The sequence below is a fragment of the Vagococcus silagei genome, from assembly GCF_004795745.1.
Lineage (GTDB): Bacteria > Bacillota > Bacilli > Lactobacillales > Vagococcaceae > Vagococcus > Vagococcus silagei.
The window spans coordinates 1-17,720 of sequence record NZ_SDGV01000011.1 but is presented as its reverse complement, the minus strand read 5'-3'; the positions used below and the strand labels follow the sequence as shown (position 1 = coordinate 17,720).

Genomic DNA, 17,720 nt, shown 5'->3' with positions numbered 1-17,720 from the left:
TAGATACAAACACGTTTGTTTGTATCCAAAAAGTTATTGGCTACAAACGCTATCTATAATAGCTAAAGTAAAGACTATTCAGTTGTGTGAGATGATTAATTTTAATATTTTTCATTTTAAGTCACTCCAACTTCGTTTGATTGAATAATTTAACATAGTATAGCTTTTATCTAATTCACTGTCAATTCTTTTTTTACTTTACTGCAAGATTGATTAAGTTTGATATAATTGTTTTAAAGGAGCGATGATGATGCGAAAAAAATTAGTTGTGATTTCAATTGATGCACTTGGCACAGAAAATATAGAAAAAAATCTTGATCTAATGCCTACGATAGCAGAACTTATCAAGACTGGAACATGGGTTAAAGAAATTGAAGAGATTTATCCCTCACTCACTTATCCTTCACATACGTCTATCATTACTGGTGTTTATCCAAATAAACATGGTATTGTTAACAATACGAAAATTCAGCCCAAACGGCTTTCTCCTGACTGGTTCTGGTATAAAAGAGACGTCAAGGCACCCAGTGTAATTGATCTTGCGCATCAAAACAATTACAAAACGGCAGCTTTTTTATGGCCAGTGACTGCAAAAAGTGGTATTGATTACAATATTGCCGAGATTTTTCCAAATCGAATCTGGACTAACCAAGTTTTGATATCGTTACAAGCTAGCTCACCACTTTTTTTAATGCAGATGAATCATAAGTATGGTCACTTACGAAAAGGAATTAAGCAACCTTACCTAGATGACTTTATTACTGCTTGTGCTGTTGATACCATCAAATCCAAAGAACCAGATTTAACCCTTATTCATTTAGTTGATCTTGATAGTATGTTTCATCATTATGGAGTCTATTCTAAAGAAGCAAAGGCAGCATTAAAACGTCAAGATGATCGAGTCAAACAAATCATTTCAGCAATTGAACAAACTTCTAGTCCTGATAATACCAGTTTAATCATACTTGGAGACCATTATCAGCTTGATGTCACTCACTTAATTCGCTTAAATGCACGATTTAAAAAGCTTAACTGGTGTTCATTAGATACGCAAAAGATGATTGATGACAATTGGAAGGTCTACGCTAAAAGTTGTGACGGTTCTTGCTATATTTATTCACGTGAAACCAATCCTGATTTTCTAAAAAAAATTAAGGATGTTTGTGAAGCTATCGAAGGAATCGAAACAATCTATTCTCAATCTGAACTAAAGAACCAAGGTGCAGATGATCAGGCTGTGTTTATGTTAGAGGCAAAAAGAGGCTATTATTTTGTTGATGAACATGCTGGTTCAGTTGTTGAAAAGAATCCTACTCATGAAATCGGCCAACCAGAACGCTATCATGCAGTTCATGGTTATCATCCAAGTAAAAAGAATTATGCGACAACATTTATCGTAAACGGCCCTCAGGTTAAAATAAATCATCAGATTTCAAAGGCCCGTCTAATTGATGAAGCGCCAACTATATTAAAACTCTTAGACTTACCAAATTTTGACCATGAAATTGATGGCAAATTAATCGATGATCTATTTATCGACGAAGAAAAATAAAAAAATGGGAGTGCGAACAATTCAAGTCACACTCCCATTTTTTAATGTGTCTTTCCACCAACTAATTTTAAATCTTCACGATCATAATATAAAATCATGGCTTCAATACATGCGAGAATGCCTACTACCATATCATCCAAACTCATTGATGGATATTGCGGACGATTGAGTACTTGTGATGGTAAAAATGGAATATGAACAAAACCCGCTTTTGTATTAAAGTACTTAGTATTTGTTAAAAACAGACTTTGATACATGACATGATTACACACAAAAGTTCCCGCACTATTAGAAATTTCTGCAGGGATTTCTTTTTCATTTACCTTACTTAACATTGCTTTAATTGGTAATTGCGAGAAATACGCTGGTGCCCCTGTTTGTTGAATCATCACATCAATCGGTCGATTGTTATCGTTATCTGGAATACGTGCATCATCTAAATTAATTGCTACTCGTTCGATACTGATGGCACTTCGCCCACCCGCTTGACCAATACTTAATAGATAATCTGGTTGATGCTGTTTTAGAGCTTCTTCAATATAGGTTGCACTCTTATGGAATACTGTCGGAATTAAAACTTTTATAATTTGGCTCGTTTGATAAATATCAGGTAAACGTTTCATTACTTCCTGAGCTGGATTAATTGTATCGTCTCCAAATGGATCAAAAGCAGTAATCATTATTTTCATCATGAAGATCCTCCTTGTCTTTCTTACATTGTAATGAAAACTGCCACTTTTCTCAATAAAAATAGAAAAGTGGCAGCTTTTTAATTTTCTTTAAACGTTTTTAAGACTGCTAATACACTTAGCACTAAGAATACTAAGAGTACAATGACTGAAACAGTTGCTCCAGTTAGCGTTCCTTGAGCATAATCTGAACTGCTTGTTTGGAAGAAACCAATAATGATTGCGACAAATGAAGTTGAAACTGCTCCCATGAATTGTTGCAATGTGCTAAAGATCGCATTTCCATCATCTTGCAAATCAGTTGTAAGAGATGACAATCCAACTGTCATCACATTACTGTAGGCAAGGCCAACCCCAATCATGTATGTTACGTGAGACAGAATGATTAATGGGATAATACCTAAATGAAGTGTGACAATAAAACTTGCCCAACCGATAATTGCTAGTAAACTACCAATTCCGACAGGTTTCTTAAAGCCAAGTTTATCAAGAATTGTTCCAGAAACTGGCGCAAATAGAGCACCTACCAAAGCACCTGGGAACATCATCATCCCAGCTTTAGACGCTTCAGCATCTAAAACAATTTGCACGAAGTTTGGTAAAATAAATGAAATTCCTAAAAGTAACACTTGGAACATTAAGAATGATAAAAGGTAAGTTGTAAACATTTTATTCTTAAATACTGATAAATTAAGCAATTGTTTTTTGCTATTACTCTTGAAGAAGAACGCTGCACCTACAACACCAATTACTAATGCTACCCAACCAATCCAAGTTGTGGCATAACTAAAGAAGCAAAGTAAACCAGTGAACATAACAGATAAAGCCATTACAGCAGTCATGTTAATTGAATCGTTTTTAGTCACAGGTTCTTTTGGAATCGCAAGTAAACCGATTAACGTAGAAATAATTAAGACAGGAATCAAGAAAATGTAGATATAAGTCCAATCGAGTTTCGTTGTTAATATTCCACCATATGTTGGTCCCATTGCAGGAGCAATCGAAGTAGTTAAGTTACCAATCCCAATCATCATACCTCTTTTTTCTAGAGGGACTTTTGTTAGGATGATATTAAACATTAAAGGTAATGCAATACCAGTTGCGGCACCTTGTAAAATCCGACCAGCTAAAAGCATAGTGAAATTCACAGAGAACGCATTAATCACGACACCCACCAAGAATAAAGTACTCGCAGCTAAAAACAATTGACGTTTACTGTAATTCTTCATTAAATATGAAGAAAGTGGCACTACAATTGAGATCATCAATAGATAAATTGTTGTCACCCATTGAACTTGAGACGTTGAAATATTAAATTGTTTCATTAGGGTTGTAAAGGTAACGTTCATTGCCGTTTCTATTAACACCCCTGAAAATGCCATCATCCCTGTAGCCAAAACAGCCAAATTCACATGAAATTTTTTTTCAGACATATAATCACTCCTATAATTTCCGTAAAAAAAGACGATATTCATCCAAAGATAAATATCGCCTCTCTCTCGGCACAGAAAAACTCTGTGCTATCTGTACGAATTAATATAACTCCATTTTAAAAGAGTCCACATTCAATGTCAAGCAATAAAAGTAAAATATACTATTATTTGACGCTTGCCAAACGATAAGAAATTGTACGTCCGAACGGATAGATTTGTAAACCATCTAAACGATCAGATTTCAAGTAACCAATAGCACCTTGATAAACTGGGATAACCCCAGCATCTTCTTTGATTAAGATTTTTTCTAAATCTAACATTTTATCCCAACGTGCATTTTTATCATTTGCTAAATTAACTTTAACATCAACTAATCCTTTGTCGTACTCTGGATTATTATATTTAGCGGTATTTAAACCACCTTTAGAGTCATAAAATTCTAAGAAATTGACTGGATCAGCATAATCTGGTGTCCAAGTTCCAAACATTAAATCAAATTGTCCTTGTTGTTGTAAATCTAAACGATTTTGTAAAGGCATTGATTTTAACTTGATTGTAAGTCCAGGAAGATTTTCTTGTAATTGACCTTGGACAAATTCAATTGTTTTCTTAGCACTACCACTGTCAGCTGAAATAAGTTCTAGCTCTATTTTGTCTTTCCCTAATTCTTTCTTAGCTGTTTCCCAGTATTTTTTTGCTTCTTTAACATTGTATTTTACTAAATCACCATTTTGTTTTCTAAAGTCTTCCCCTTTGTCAGGAGATTTACTAAAGTTCGTAGGAATGAAACCATTTAATGGAATTGAGCCATCGCCTAATATATTTTCAGCAAATTGTTTTTTATCAATTGCAAGACTAAAAGCTTTACGAACATTGACATTGCCTGTCACTTCACGTTTTTGGTTAGGACTTAAGTAACCTAACATTGCTTTAGGTACAAAGTTTGCTTCTGGAGAATCTTTATATTCTAATGCATACGAATCAGCAATCACTGTATAATCTAAGTCACCAGCTTCGAATAATTGAATACCAGTCGCCATTTCTTTAATAACTTGAACATTAATTTTTTCTAACTTAACGTTTTCAGCATCCCAATAATCTTTGTTTTTCTTAAGTACCCAAGTGTCATTTGTGCCTTTCCAGCCTTCAATTGTGAATGGACCGTTGCCAACAAAATTATCAGCATTAGTTCCATATGCTTTGCCTTTTTCAGTTGCAAATTTTTCGTTTTTAGGCATGAACGGTGTGCCGACTAAAAGATCAGCTAAATAAGGAACTGGATATTCTAACTCAAGTTCTAGAGTTTTTTCATCAATTGCTTTAACACCAAATGTATCTAAATCAGCTTTCCCTTCGCGAATGCTACGTGCGTTCTTGAAGATATCCATTTGGTTACTACTACTTGAGCCGTAAGCTGGATCAACAACTGTTTTAAATGAATATACAAAATCAACAGCTTTGACTGTATCTCCATTTGACCACTTTGCATCTGGTTTTATCTTGAATGTATACTTCAAACCATCCTGGCTAACTTCAGGATCTTTCTCAGCCATTGCCAATTCAGGTTCTTGTTTTTTATTCAAACGATATAAGCCTTCTGCAGTTTGACCAATCATATCTGAACTATAAACATCTGAATAAAAAGCACTATCTAAAGTTGATAACTCTCCACCAGATGATACATTAATTTCTTGTGTAACTTCTTTATTTTTTGATTCAGTATTACTTTCTTTATTTGATGAACATGCAGCTAAACCAACCACTGTTCCAATTAATAATAATGAGATACCTAATGTTTTTTTCATTTTCTTTTCTCCTCTACATTTCATTGACAACAAAATTAAAAGCGCGTCGTTCTTGCTCTAGTACTTTATAAGAAAAATCTGGATGCCACTGGACACCGACAATCTTCTGTCGTAAACCGTGACTTTCAATGCCTTCAACAATACCGTCTTCACTATTTGCAGTTACACGTAAATTATTTCCGATACGGTTGACTGCTTGAAAATGAAACGAATTTACTTTTGCCTTAGGACCATAAATTCCGTTTAAAATACTGCCTTTTTCTGTTGTAATCCAATGTGTTGGAATATCATTAGAAATCGGAGCTTGCATGTGCTTAACTGGTTCTTCTACTCTTTGACTCAAGTCTTGGATCAGTGATCCGCCAAAATATACATTTAGTAATTGCATACCGCGGCAAATTCCAAAAATTGGTTTGTCTTGCTTGATAGCTTCTTCAATTAATGCCAGCTCAAAAATATCTCTCTTTTTCATCATAAGCGTTTCTGAAAAAATGGGTTTTTCTTGATAAAACTCTGGAGAAACGTTCTGTCCTCCTGTCAAAATGAGTTTATCAATCATTGAAACATATTGTCTAATATCCTTCAAATCTTCACTAATTGGAATTAAAACAGGTAATCCTCCCGCTTGTGCTACTCCTTTAGAGTAACCTGCTGGTAAATAATTTATTTCTAAATTATGTAAAATTTCACCTGAATCCATAATTTCATTCGCTGTAATACCTATTCTGTTTTTCATTTATGTTGCTCCTCTTCAATTTTTTATACGAAAATTGACTGAGGACAACATTGGGGCTCTGCTCCTTCTTCGACACGTCTTGCGTCTCGTAGATGTTTGATTCGTTTACGATAATACTGAATCGTGGATAAAATTAAATGCATATAATCTTTTTCCATTTCTCATTGCCCCTTTCATTATTTACACCTTTTGTTTCGATGTATTTTAAAAATAGTATCAAGAAGTCAGCAAAAAGTCAACTATGTTATTTATTTTAAGCAAATAAAAACCAAAATGATATCTTTCGTCAAGCGAAAAATACAATTTTGGTTTTTAACACACTATTTATTCTTTTCTTTTTTCATTTGTTTACTTCGTAATTGGCCACAGGCGGCATCAATATCCGTTCCGTGTTCTTGACGAATGACACTATTAACACCATTTTTCTTCAAGACATTATAGAATGCCAGAATATCTTCTTTCGAACTTCTTTGGTACTGATTATGTTCATCAACAGGATTATATGGAATTAGATTGATATAAACTAATTTTTTCTTATCTTTTAATAGATTAGCTAATTCTTGTGCGTGTTCCACACGATCATTTACTCCTGATAGCATGATATATTCAAATGTAATCCGTCGATTCGTAGTTTCAAGATAATAATCAACCGCGTCCATTAAACGCTCAATTGGATACGCCTTGTTGATTCGCATAATTGATGTTCTTACTTCATTATTTGAGGCATGTAATGAAATTGCTAAATTTACTTGCAACGGATAGTCTGCAAATGCTTTAATTTTAGGAACCAAGCCACTTGTTGATACCGTCATGTGACGTGCTCCGATTGCTAAGCCCTTAGGATCATTCATAATATTAAAGAAATTAATAACATTATCATAATTATCAAATGGTTCACCAATACCCATGACAACAATATGACTGACACGTTCATCTTCACCTTTATCATCAAAATAATGCTGTACTTGCATAATTTGAGCAACAATTTCTCCTGTCGTCAGATTACGCTGTTTACGCAGTAATCCACTAGCGCAAAACGTGCAACCTATGTTACAGCCAACTTGGGTCGTTACGCAAACTGAAAGACCATATTTTTGTCGCATTAATACAGTTTCAATCATATGATGGTCTGTTAGTTCAAATAAGTACTTAACAGTGCCATCGCTAGCTTCTTGAATCACGACCTCTTTCAATGGTGTGATAACAAATGATTGATCTAATGTTTCGATTAGTGATTTGGATAGATTTGACATTTGATCAAAAGACTTGATTCTCTTTTGATATAACCAATCCCAAATTTGAGTTGCTCTAAATTTTTTTTCGTCGTTTTCTAATAACCAATTTGTTAAATCTTCTAAAGTTAAATCATAAATTGATGGTTTCAAATTTGTCCCTCCACGTCTTTTTGGACTCTTTGATACTATAGCTCATTCATGCACATAATTCAATGCACAAATAAAAAAAGAAACCTTGTTAAATAGATTTGTTTAACAAGGCTCCTAAATTATATCTGATTATTGTTCTAAATCTTTACCAATAACATCACCTAAAGTAAAACCAGTAGATTCTTCTGGCATTTCAAAAGATTCTTCAACAACCGGTTCTTCTTTTTCTTCTAAAGCTTTAATACTTAAACCAATACGACGGTTGTCTTCGTTGACATCTAAAACTTTAACCGTAATTTCTTGGCCTTCTTCTAATGCTTCATGTGGTGTTGCAATATGTTTATGTGAAATTTGTGAAATATGAACTAAACCTTCAACACCTGGGAAAATTTCTACAAAGGCACCAAATGATGTTAGTCTTTTCACAACACCTTCAAGAACAGAACCTACAGCAGCTTTTTCTTCAATACCACTCCAAGGACCGTCTTTTGTTTCTTTAATTGAAAGAGAAATACGTTCTTCATCAGGATTAATACCTAAGACTTTAACTGATACAGTCTCACCAACAGTTAATTCATCTTCAGGTTTTTCCACATGATAATGCGCAATTTCTGAAACATGGACTAAACCATCAACGCCACCTAAGTCAATGAATGCACCAAAGTTAGTTAAACGAGCCACTGTTCCTTCAATAATGTCACCTTCAGAAATTTTATCCAAAATTTCTTTCTTCATTTCAGCTTTTTCAGCTTCAATTACTGCCTTACGTGATAAAATTAAACGATTTTCTGATGGTTCAATTTCAATAATTTTGAATGTTAAAGTTTGACCTTTGTAACCAGAAAAATCAGATACAAAATGACTATCAACCATTGAAGCTGGTACAAAACCACGAACACCAGTATCAACAACGAGGCCACCTTTTACCACATCAGTGACAGTACCTTCGATTAATTCTTCAGCTTTAAATGAATCTTCAATCTTTTCCCACACTTTTTTAGCATCGACGCGACGTTTAGATAATAAGTAACTTCCGTTTTCTTTATCTTTACCAATTTCGGAAATTACAACTAATTCGATCGTATCGCCAATTTTAACAATATCAGTGATCGTTTCAATCGGTAGTGTTGAAAGTTCTTTGATTGGTACAACACCTTCAACTCCTGCACCTAAGATACCAACGATGATTTGTTTATTATCTTCGATAGATAACACTTCACCTTGAACAGAATCTCCTACTTTTACTTCTTGAACACTTTCCATAGCATCTAACATTGCTTCATTCATTTGATCTGTCATTATACTTCCTCCTCGACAACGCTTACTTCTACTGCTTATATATCATTCTACCTAAAAATAGCAAAAATGACTAGTCATATTTGCTATTTTTTATATTAAAGTTATTTAATTCATTAAATCTTCAATTTTTTGGACAACTTGATCAATATTTAAACCCGTAGTATCAACAAGAATAGCATCTTCAGCTTGAACAAGTGGTGATTCTTTACGAGTTGAATCATAAGTGTCTCGATCTTCAATTTCTTTTTTTAAGACATCAAAAGGCGTATTAATCCCATTTTTAGTATTTTCATCATAACGGCGTTGTGCTCGCTCTTCAACACTAGCGACCAAAAATATTTTTAAATCAGCTTCAGGTAAAACAACCGTACCAATATCTCTTCCATCCATGACAATACTGTCTGAATCTGAAAACTTTCTTTGACGGCTTACGAGTTCAGCTCTCACTTTTTTAAATGAAGACACTTCGGAAACAGAATTTGTAACTTCTGGCAATCTGATTTCTTGCGTTACATCTTCTCCATTTAAAAAAACATGTTGACCATCAGCCATTTGTTTAAAACTAATTTCGATATCAGCTAAAATTTTTGTCAGTTCGATTTCTGAAGAAATGTCTGCATTTTGTCTCAATGCAGCAAGAGTCAAAGCACGATACATCGCACCCGTATCACAATAAATGTAATTCATTTTCTTAGCTAAAATTTTTGCAACTGTGCTTTTGCCAGCCGACGCTGGGCCGTCAATTGCGATTTGTTTATTATTCGTCATGTCTCAAACACCTTTTCTTCAAATTAAAAAGTCGTCAAAAGACGACTTTTTGGTTATTTCACTCTAATAGGTTGTCCATTTTGTAAATTTTGAGAATCAATACCAGGATTCAACTGTAATAAAGCTTCAACAGTTGTACCGTTATTGATCGCAATACGATATAAGTTCACGTTAGGTCCTTCACCAACGTTGACTGTTGTACCAGCAGCTGGCGTAGGATTTTGATTCGTATTATTTGCGTTAGCAGCATTAGCAGCATTTTGTTGTTGTTGTTGTGCTACTTCATTTTGAGAAATTTCAACATCAGCAAATGTACTTGATGATTCAGTAGTTGTAGATTGTGTTGTTGAGCTACTTGATTCTGTTGTCGTACTTTCTGTTGTTGAACTAACAGTGCTTTCGCTTGTTGTTGATGATTCAACTACAACAGATGAACTCTCAACAATCGGTTTTTTAGTGTTCATTTTAGCGTTGACATTCCAATATAGAATTAAAAAGGTAGCAACGATTACAATTAAAAATAATAGCGTTATTAATGAAATAGCATACCAGTTTTTTCCACCAGATTTACCACGTCGAACACGAGTTGTATCAGAATCTTCTTCTGTTTCTTCAGTATATTCATCTTCTGTATATTCGTTTTCTTCATCTTCATCGAAAATTGGTTGATCCCAAGGTTCTTTATCGTTTAATTCTTCATCTTTTTTAAATTCATCTTTATCTTTATCTTTTCTACTCACAGATATACCTCCTTGAAAACTTCTTTTATCATTTTATCATACTAATGATAATAATGCTTGTATTTTTTATAATAAAAAGAGATTTCTTATAATTTGCTCAGCAGTCTTAAGGTTTTCTTCATTATCATTCACTTTTTGAACTTCTGTTAAATCAGGTAACTCATTGTTGCATAAATCACAACACTGTTTTTTTTCTTCTGTTTTGATATTTTGATTATCAAACGCCTCTAAAATAAAGTTTCTGCGACAAGTTGTAAGACGAATATAGTCCATCATCTTAACTATATTCTGAAAGTGATTTGTTTTTCGATTTTGAAGTTGCTTCTCAAAATTATCCCAATCCCAATCGGTATTAGCAATTTGAACAAGCCACTTTTTTTGGAGGTTTGATAAATTCGGATAAATTGTTTTCATCTCTTGACGGGTTTTATGCTTCAATGAGAGTAGCTCACTTTTCTGTTGAAAAGTATCATCATGTAAAAATCGATGTATTCTTTCGTCACCTTCTTGGTAAAGAATAATTGAAACGCTTTGTAGACCATCTCGTCCTGCTCTACCAAACTCTTGTACATAGTTCTCAAGGCTATCAGGAAGGTGATAGTGAATCACAAATCGAATATCAGCTTTATTGATTCCCATTCCAAAAGCATTGGTTGCACAAAGAATTTGCAAAGAACTCTTTAAAAACTGTTGCTGTATTTTAATTCTGTCTTCAGGCAATACATCTCCATGGTAAATGCCAATCTTTAATGACGTGAGCCGATTCAACTCAGAAGCAATACTCTCCGCTTCTGCTTTACTCGAAAAATATATAATTCCTGGCCCATGATGGTGGTTTAAGAAATCAATTAAATAGTTAAGCTTATCTTCAGTATTTACCACTGATAAAAATATATTTTCACGATCAATTGGTAATGTTACAACTTCAAACTCGTTCCCAAATAACTGTTTTTCAATATCTTTAATCACTGGGGAAGTTGCCGTTGCAGTTAAAGCAAGCGTTAACGGGTGATTCAATCTATTTTTTACTGTTCTTAAATTTAGGTAATCTGGTCTAAAGTCATTGCCCCATTGAGAGATACAATGTGCTTCATCAACGACTAGTAATGAAATAGATAATCCCTCTAAAATCGTCAATACTTCCTGATTGGCTAGTAACTCAGGACTTACGAAAATAAATTTAAAACGCTTGATGTGTTTCAAAACAAATTTTCTTTGATGAAAATCCATTAAGCTATTAATTGCAACAGCATTTTTCTCTCCTATCTTAGCCAGTTGTTGCACTTGGTCTTCCATTAAAGAAATCAGTGGCGACACGACCAGCGTTACACCCGGCAAACAATAACTCGTCAATTGATAAGTTAATGATTTACCTGTTGCCGTTGGTAAAATAGCAAGCGTATCTTTTTGATTCAATAAATGATTCACAACTTCTTCTTGACCAGGCTTAAAATTTGTAAAACCAAATTTATTGACTAATATTTGTTTTATCTTCTCCATCATTATCATCCTTTATCAGATAAAATTGCATTAAACGAAATTCGTAATAATTAAGTGACGCCTTCATCAACTGACAGTCTTTAAAGGTCCAAGCTCTTATCTTGGGATACTTACTACTCAATCGACCTAATAACTCGGTCAATTGATGTCGTTCAATTATCAGTTTCAATTGTGAAACATTTAGTTGAATGATACTCTCGATTAAATGATCATAAATAGTACTCAGTTTTAAATGACGTTGACGTGCAATTTGGTCGTAGTCATAGCCTTTTTGAAAATAAAGATGAAATGTTTCTTGAACCGTATCATTTCCCAAGCATTTTAATTCGTAACTATATAAACTAAAAAAGACTGGAAAGGTCTCCGAATGCATATTGATAAGGTAAATCAATTGATGTAGCGCATTCTTAAAACGTATTTCAATCTCAAATTCGGATTGAGTTAATTGCTCTGCTACTTGTTTTTTAGTTAAACCTGGAGTATTGTGTCCGACTAATTGTGAACTTAAAAGATAGCTTTCATCTTTTCCAAGTAAAGTTAATAATTCCATCCATTCTGACATAAAACGATCTAACCAATCATTTGATTGCACAGAAATCCACTGTTTGAGAAGATGTTGATGATACATATTTGCATCAGAAGCAATGTATTTTGAATTTCGATATCTTTTTTCAGATACAACTTGCGTCAACAAAACAAGTTGAATCCAAAATTGATAATCAATTTTATAAAAAGATAAACCATCAAGATACTTGCAATTGAAATCACGACATTCAACCAGTCCTTTTTCAGTAATGGTCACTAACGGAATCGTTTCTTGCACAAGATAATTATTTTCAAGTAGAAAATTAATATTATCTTCAAACTTCCGTTGCTCTAAATTCGGGAAAAGATTAAAGTACGGCAAAATTCCATTAAGAAATCCATAGGTTAGAATTGATGAAGTTTTTTTTCCACTTAAAAAATGATACAATGTCGTTGATCGAACGGTCCGTTGATGTGAAAAACAAGATAGAATAAACCGTTTTGTTTCATCCAAAAAAATTCACCTCTTTCGAAAGGGAGCATCAAATATGATTTGTAGAATATTACCTGAAAAATGTATCGCTTGTGGGTTGTGTCAACTCAAAGCCCCTGATTATTTTGATTATTATGATAATGGTCTTGTCAAATTTTCGAATACTGAAAAAACAGAACAACTCGTAGCAGACAACATTCCCGAAGAGCTCTTAGAAGCCTACCGTGTTTGCCCAACTAGAGCCATTCTGTTATTAAAGGAAGACTAGATATTAATCTAAAGTCTTAATCATTTCATCTAAAGATTCTAAAGCACGCTTGCTGATTGCTTCATAGCGTGTTTTTTTGTCTCTAATTCTTTCTGGTAATTCAGGGAATAAGCCAAAGTTTACATTCATTGGTTGGAAATGTTTTGCCGAAGTATGCGTAATATAATTTGCCATTCCGCCAATCGCAGTTTCAACTGGGAAAGTGACAACCTCTTTTCCAAGTGCCAAACGAGCTGCATTAATTCCAGCTAATAAACCACTTGCAGCACTCTCAACATATCCTTCAACACCTGTCATTTGTCCAGCAAAGAAAATATTTTCATTTTTTCTTGTTTGATAAGTTGCATTTAACAATTCTGGTGAATTCATAAATGTATTACGATGCATTACACCATAACGAACAATTTCTGCATTTTCTAGTCCAGGAATCATTTGAATAATTCGTTTTTGTTCGCCCCATTTTAAGTGCGTTTGGAAACCAACAATATTATATAAAGAAGCAGCAGCATTATCTTGTCTTAACTGAACTACGGCGTATGGTCGTTTTCCAGTTTCTGGATCTTCTAACCCAACTGGTTTTAAGGGACCAAATGTCATCGTTTTTTCACCACGGGCAGCCATAACTTCAATTGGCATACAGCCTTCAAAGAATTTTTCTTTTTCAAAAGATTTTAATGGCGCAACTTCTGCATTTACTAAAGCCTCCCTGAAAGCATAAAATTCATCCTTCGTCATGGGGCAATTTAGATAAGCAGCTTCACCTTTATTATATCTTGATTTTAAATAAACTTTATTCATATCAATTGATGATTTTTCAATGATTGGTGCTGCAGCATCATAAAAGTATAAACCATCTGATTCAGTAAATTCATGGATGCTTTCGGCTAAACCTTCTGAAGTTAGTGGACCTGTTGCGATGATTGTGATTCCATCGCTAGGGATTTCATTAATTTCTTCATGATGAACCGTCACATTTGGATGATTCGATACTTTTTCCGTAATATATTCTGAGAATAATTCCCGGTCAACGGCTAAAGCGCCCCCAGCAGGAACTTGATTAACGTCTGCTGAATCAATAATCACTGAATTCAAGCGTCTCATTTCTTCTTTTAAGAGACCCGCTCCATTTGTTAGATTATTTCCTCTTAACGAATTTGTACAGACTAACTCTGCAAACTTATCTGTATGATGCGCAGGTGTTTTCTTAATTGCACGCATTTCATATAAATCAACGGAAATTCCAGCTTCAGCTACTTGCCATGCGGCTTCACTTCCAGCTAAACCAGCTCCGATAACGGTTACTTTTTTTTCTGTCACGATTTCCACTTCCCTCAGTTATAAAATTATCAAAAAGTTAAGGGACAAACAAGTTTGTTGTTCCGTCCCTTAGCATTATTCAGTATACACAATTTTTCTAAAGAAGCCTACTCTTTACTTCTGAATATCTTCTTTATAATCACAATCACTACATTGAATTTGAACACTACCACGTGCTTTCTTTTCAATTAAGTATTTATTACATTTCGGACAATTACGGCCAACAGGTTTATCCCAAGAAGTAAACTCACATTCAGGATAACGATCACAGCCATAGAAGATACGATTTTTCTTCGTTTTCTTTTCAATCACGTCACCTTTTTGACACTCTGGACATTTCACGCCAATTTTTTTAACAATCGCTTTAGTGTTCCGACATTCTGGAAAATTACTACAAGCATAGAATTTACCATAACGTCCAAGTTTAATCACCATTGGACTGCCACAAAGTTCACAGTCAAATCCTGCTGGTTCATCTTTAATTTGAATTTTTTCCATATTTGTTTCTGCCAAATCAAGTTCTTTTTTAAATGGTTCATAAAAGCGACTAACAACATCGACCCAGTTTTCTTTAGCAATGGCAATATTATCCAAATCTTTTTCCATCTCTGCCGTGAAACTCATATTCACAATTTGTGGGAAGAACTCACAAATTAATGAATTGACGATTTCGCCAAGTTCTGTTGGTTCAAAACGACGAGCGTTTAATTTAACATAATAACGTTTTTGAATCGTTTCAAGTGTTGGCGCATATGTCGAAGGTCGACCTACACCATTTTCTTCTAACGTTTTAATCAAGGTTGCTTCACTATAGCGGGCTGGTGGTTGCGTAAAGTGTTGTTTAGGTTCTAAATCAACTGACTTCACAACTTCCCCTTCAGCTAGTTCAGGTAAAATGTTTTCTTTTTCTTCTTTACCATCATCTTTAGATTCAACATAAACCTTCATAAAACCTGGGAATTTAATTTTCGAACCATTCGCGACAAATAATACACCATTTTGATCAAGTTCAACACGCATTGTATCTAAAACGGCTGGCGCCATTTGGCTTGCAACCACACGAGACCATATTAAAGAATATAATTTCATTTGATCTTTATCAAGATACTGTTCAATTGAAGCCGGTGTTCTCATCACACTTGAAGGACGAATCGCCTCATGCGCATCTTGACTTCCTTTAGCTTTTTTACCTGCAGCCTTAGTTGTTGCAAGGTATTCAGAGCCATAAGTGTTTTCCACAAACTGGCCAATTTCTGTTAATGCTGTATCAGAAAGACGAGTCGAGTCGGTACGCATATATGTAATCAATCCGACTGTACCTTCACCCTTACCAAGTTTGATACCTTCATAAAGTTGCTGCGCCACCATCATTGTTTTTCTCGTTCTAAAATTCAAACGACGTGCAGCTTCTTGTTGCAAACTACTTGTTGTAAATGGTTGAGCTGGTTTACGATTTCTTTCTTTTTTGGTGATTTTTTGAACGGTATAATCACTACCAGTTAAGCGATCAGTTACGACTTTAACATCTTCTGCAGTCGACAATTCAAATTTTTTACCATCTAATTTTGCAAAATTTGCTCTAAATTTTTTACGTGATTTAATAAAATTATTAGCAATACTCCAATATTCTTCAGGTTTGAAAGCTTTTATTTCATCTTCACGATCAATAATCATCTTAAGTGCAACAGATTGAACACGTCCTGCACTCAAACCTTTTTTAACTTTTTTCCATAATAATGGACTGATTGAGTAACCAACAAGTCGATCTAAGATTCGACGAGCTTGTTGTGCATCAACTAAATCTACATTAATTTTTCGTGGTTCTTTAAAAGCTTCTTTGACCGCTGGTTTGGTAATTTCATTGAAGACAACGCGGTTATTGTCATTCAAGTCTAAGTCTAAAATATGAGCTAAATGCCAGGCAATAGCTTCCCCTTCGCGGTCCGGATCGGCTGCGAGGTAAACTTTTTCCGCCTTTTTCGCATATTTCTTTAATTCTTTGATAACAGGTCCTTTACCACGAATGTTAATGTATTGAGGGTCAAAATTATTATCAAAATCAATTCCCATTTTACTTTTAGGCAAATCCCTAATATGGCCTACACTTGCAACCACTTTGTAATTTCTACCTAAATATTTTTCTATTGTCTTTGCTTTAGCTGGGGATTCGACAATTACTAAGTATTTATAACTCATTTTTCAATCCCTTTCTTTCGTATAAACTATTTATCTACTATAATGTTCAACAATCGATAATCATCTTAGTCCATTAAATAGTCTCTTGTCAAGAAAGTTCTTTAATTGATATTCCATTCGAGCAAAATATCTTCTGGTTTCCAAATGCATTTTGCGCCTTCTTGGATAAGTTCTAAGCAACCTTCAGAAGTTTTTTCAAATGCACTTCCAGGTACCGCAAAAACATCTCTACCTTCTTCTAAAGCAAGAGACGCAGTAATAAAAGTACCACTTTTTTTCTGTGCTTCAATAACACAAACGCCTTTTGACAATCCGGCAATTATTCGATTACGACTCGGAAAATGGTAGGATAAAGGCGGAACGGTTGGCAGATATTCAGAAATAATTAAATGCTCCTGGCTGATATAATCCTGCAATTTTTTATTTTCTTTTGGATAATAAATATCCAAGCCACAGCCGATGACTGCTATTGTTTGACCGCCATTTTTAATTGTCTCAATATGAGCATTCGTGTCACTTCCCTTCGCTAAACCACTCACAATTGTGATTTTTTCCTTTATAATAGTAGGAATTATTTTTTCAATCATTTGTTTGCCATAAGTGGTACTTTTTCTCGCACCGATGACTGCTAATGTTTCATTTTCAAGTAAATCAATATCCCCTTCTAAAAACAATGCAATTGGGGGATTATATATTTCCGCAAGTCTCTCGGGATAAGTATCATCTAGTATTGTAATAAATTGATATGAATGCTGAAATGTTGAAAAATCATCTTCTGTTATCGTACCAAAGGATTGCCAAAAACTCGTCGTGAATATTTCTTGGTAAGCTTTTTTTACTTTAGCAATCATCGCAAATTTGGTTACTGAAATACTTTCATTTTGATTTTCTAAATAATAGTGAAGTATTCTAAGTAAACCTTTGTTACCTGAGCAAATTTCATAATCGTAATGCCTTGATACATTAACGTTCTAAAAGCAATAAAAATAAGAACCTCCCCATCTGTTATAATTA

16 protein-coding genes are annotated in these 17,720 nt (G+C 34.2%); 2 read left to right on the top strand and 14 right to left on the bottom strand.

From position 1 onward, the window contains the following. Positions 1 to 244: 244 nt before the first annotated feature. Positions 245 to 1,552 (top strand): alkaline phosphatase family protein, encoded by a 1,308-nt coding sequence (locus ESZ54_RS04510; protein ID WP_136136494.1) that lies wholly within the window; start codon positions 245 to 247, stop codon positions 1,550 to 1,552. A gap of 41 nt (positions 1,553 to 1,593) precedes the next feature. On the opposite strand, the gene pcp is transcribed toward ESZ54_RS04510, so the two are convergent. From pcp to ESZ54_RS04460, 11 genes are all read right to left on the bottom strand, one after another. Next, entirely contained in the window at positions 1,594 to 2,241 is a 648-nt protein-coding gene (gene pcp, locus ESZ54_RS04505) for a pyroglutamyl-peptidase I (protein ID WP_136136493.1), read from the bottom strand. Between the two features lie 80 nt (positions 2,242 to 2,321). Continuing rightward, entirely contained in the window at positions 2,322 to 3,674 is a 1,353-nt protein-coding gene (locus tag ESZ54_RS04500; RefSeq protein ID WP_136136492.1) for an MFS transporter, read from the bottom strand. Positions 3,675 to 3,838: 164 nt separating this feature from the next. Beyond that, positions 3,839 to 5,479 carry a peptide ABC transporter substrate-binding protein gene (locus ESZ54_RS04495; protein ID WP_136136491.1) on the bottom strand — a complete coding sequence of 547 codons (1,641 nt, stop codon included), beginning with the start codon at positions 5,477 to 5,479 and terminating at the stop codon, positions 3,839 to 3,841. Positions 5,480 to 5,492: 13 nt separating this feature from the next. Beyond that, on the bottom strand, positions 5,493 to 6,215 hold the full coding sequence (locus ESZ54_RS04490) for a gamma-glutamyl-gamma-aminobutyrate hydrolase family protein (protein ID WP_136136490.1): 723 nt from the start codon (positions 6,213 to 6,215) through the stop codon (positions 5,493 to 5,495). Positions 6,216 to 6,238: 23 nt separating this feature from the next. Further along, a complete protein-coding gene (locus ESZ54_RS12750; protein ID WP_275426541.1) occupies positions 6,239 to 6,373 on the bottom strand; it encodes a hypothetical protein in 135 nt (44 codons plus the stop codon). Positions 6,374 to 6,535: 162 nt separating this feature from the next. Further along, complete coding sequence (gene rlmN, locus ESZ54_RS04485) at positions 6,536 to 7,600, bottom strand: dual-specificity RNA methyltransferase RlmN (protein ID WP_136136489.1); 1,065 nt, start codon at positions 7,598 to 7,600, stop codon at positions 6,536 to 6,538. Positions 7,601 to 7,729: 129 nt separating this feature from the next. Beyond that, positions 7,730 to 8,899, bottom strand: coding sequence for a 30S ribosomal protein S1 (gene rpsA / locus ESZ54_RS04480; protein ID WP_136136488.1), 1,170 nt, complete (start codon positions 8,897 to 8,899; stop codon positions 7,730 to 7,732). 105 nt (positions 8,900 to 9,004) lie between these two features. Further along, complete coding sequence (cmk, locus tag ESZ54_RS04475; RefSeq protein WP_136136487.1) at positions 9,005 to 9,667, bottom strand: (d)CMP kinase; 663 nt, start codon at positions 9,665 to 9,667, stop codon at positions 9,005 to 9,007. Between the two features lie 53 nt (positions 9,668 to 9,720). Next, positions 9,721 to 10,407, bottom strand: coding sequence for a LysM peptidoglycan-binding domain-containing protein (locus tag ESZ54_RS04470; RefSeq protein ID WP_136136486.1), 687 nt, complete (start codon positions 10,405 to 10,407; stop codon positions 9,721 to 9,723). 66 nt (positions 10,408 to 10,473) lie between these two features. Then, positions 10,474 to 11,907, bottom strand: a complete 1,434-nt coding sequence (locus ESZ54_RS04465; RefSeq protein ID WP_162615095.1) for a RecQ family ATP-dependent DNA helicase — start codon at positions 11,905 to 11,907, stop codon at positions 10,474 to 10,476. Then, entirely contained in the window at positions 11,876 to 12,946 is a 1,071-nt protein-coding gene (locus ESZ54_RS04460) for a helix-turn-helix domain-containing protein (protein WP_136136484.1), read from the bottom strand. The genes ESZ54_RS04465 and ESZ54_RS04460 overlap by 32 nt, the downstream gene beginning before the upstream one ends. A 34-nt stretch (positions 12,947 to 12,980) precedes the next feature. On the opposite strand from ESZ54_RS04460, the gene ESZ54_RS04455 reads away from it, so the two are divergent. Then, entirely contained in the window at positions 12,981 to 13,193 is a 213-nt protein-coding gene (locus tag ESZ54_RS04455; protein ID WP_136136483.1) for a ferredoxin, read from the top strand. Between the two features lie 3 nt (positions 13,194 to 13,196). On the opposite strand, the gene trmFO is transcribed toward ESZ54_RS04455, so the two are convergent. The 3 genes from trmFO to dprA all read right to left on the bottom strand — a co-directional run bounded on the left by trmFO (position 13,197) and on the right by dprA (position 17,557). Further along, positions 13,197 to 14,519 carry an FADH(2)-oxidizing methylenetetrahydrofolate--tRNA-(uracil(54)-C(5))-methyltransferase TrmFO gene (gene trmFO, locus ESZ54_RS04450; RefSeq protein WP_338065516.1) on the bottom strand — a complete coding sequence of 441 codons (1,323 nt, stop codon included), beginning with the start codon at positions 14,517 to 14,519 and terminating at the stop codon, positions 13,197 to 13,199. A 105-nt stretch (positions 14,520 to 14,624) separates the two neighbouring features. After that, positions 14,625 to 16,706: a type I DNA topoisomerase gene (gene topA / locus ESZ54_RS04445; RefSeq protein ID WP_136136481.1), complete on the bottom strand. Its 2,082-nt coding sequence runs from the start codon at positions 16,704 to 16,706 to the stop codon at positions 14,625 to 14,627. Positions 16,707 to 16,807: 101 nt separating this feature from the next. Further along, positions 16,808 to 17,557, bottom strand: coding sequence for a DNA-processing protein DprA (gene dprA, locus ESZ54_RS04440; RefSeq protein ID WP_136136480.1), 750 nt, complete (start codon positions 17,555 to 17,557; stop codon positions 16,808 to 16,810). Positions 17,558 to 17,720 lie beyond the last annotated feature (163 nt).

Excerpts from the sequence above, each read along its gene's own strand:
- rpsA (WP_136136488.1), bottom strand. The coding sequence starts at position 8,899 with ATGACAGATCAAATGAATGAAGCAATGTTAGATGCTATGGAAAGTGTT.
- ESZ54_RS04490 (WP_136136490.1), bottom strand. The coding sequence starts at position 6,215 with ATGAAAAACAGAATAGGTATTACAGCGAATGAAATTATGGATTCAGGT.
- ESZ54_RS04495 (WP_136136491.1), bottom strand. The coding sequence starts at position 5,479 with ATGAAAAAAACATTAGGTATCTCATTATTATTAATTGGAACAGTGGTT.
- ESZ54_RS04465 (WP_162615095.1), bottom strand. The coding sequence starts at position 11,907 with ATGGAGAAGATAAAACAAATATTAGTCAATAAATTTGGTTTTACAAAT.
- cmk (WP_136136487.1), bottom strand. The coding sequence starts at position 9,667 with ATGACGAATAATAAACAAATCGCAATTGACGGCCCAGCGTCGGCTGGC.
- ESZ54_RS04455 (WP_136136483.1), top strand. The coding sequence starts at position 12,981 with ATGATTTGTAGAATATTACCTGAAAAATGTATCGCTTGTGGGTTGTGT.
- topA (WP_136136481.1), bottom strand. The coding sequence starts at position 16,706 with ATGAGTTATAAATACTTAGTAATTGTCGAATCCCCAGCTAAAGCAAAG.
- ESZ54_RS04510 (WP_136136494.1), top strand. The coding sequence starts at position 245 with ATGATGATGCGAAAAAAATTAGTTGTGATTTCAATTGATGCACTTGGC.
- ESZ54_RS04500 (WP_136136492.1), bottom strand. The coding sequence starts at position 3,674 with ATGTCTGAAAAAAAATTTCATGTGAATTTGGCTGTTTTGGCTACAGGG.
- dprA (WP_136136480.1), bottom strand. The coding sequence starts at position 17,557 with ATGATTGCTAAAGTAAAAAAAGCTTACCAAGAAATATTCACGACGAGT.
- pcp (WP_136136493.1), bottom strand. The coding sequence starts at position 2,241 with ATGAAAATAATGATTACTGCTTTTGATCCATTTGGAGACGATACAATT.
- ESZ54_RS12750 (WP_275426541.1), bottom strand. The coding sequence starts at position 6,373 with ATGGAAAAAGATTATATGCATTTAATTTTATCCACGATTCAGTATTAT.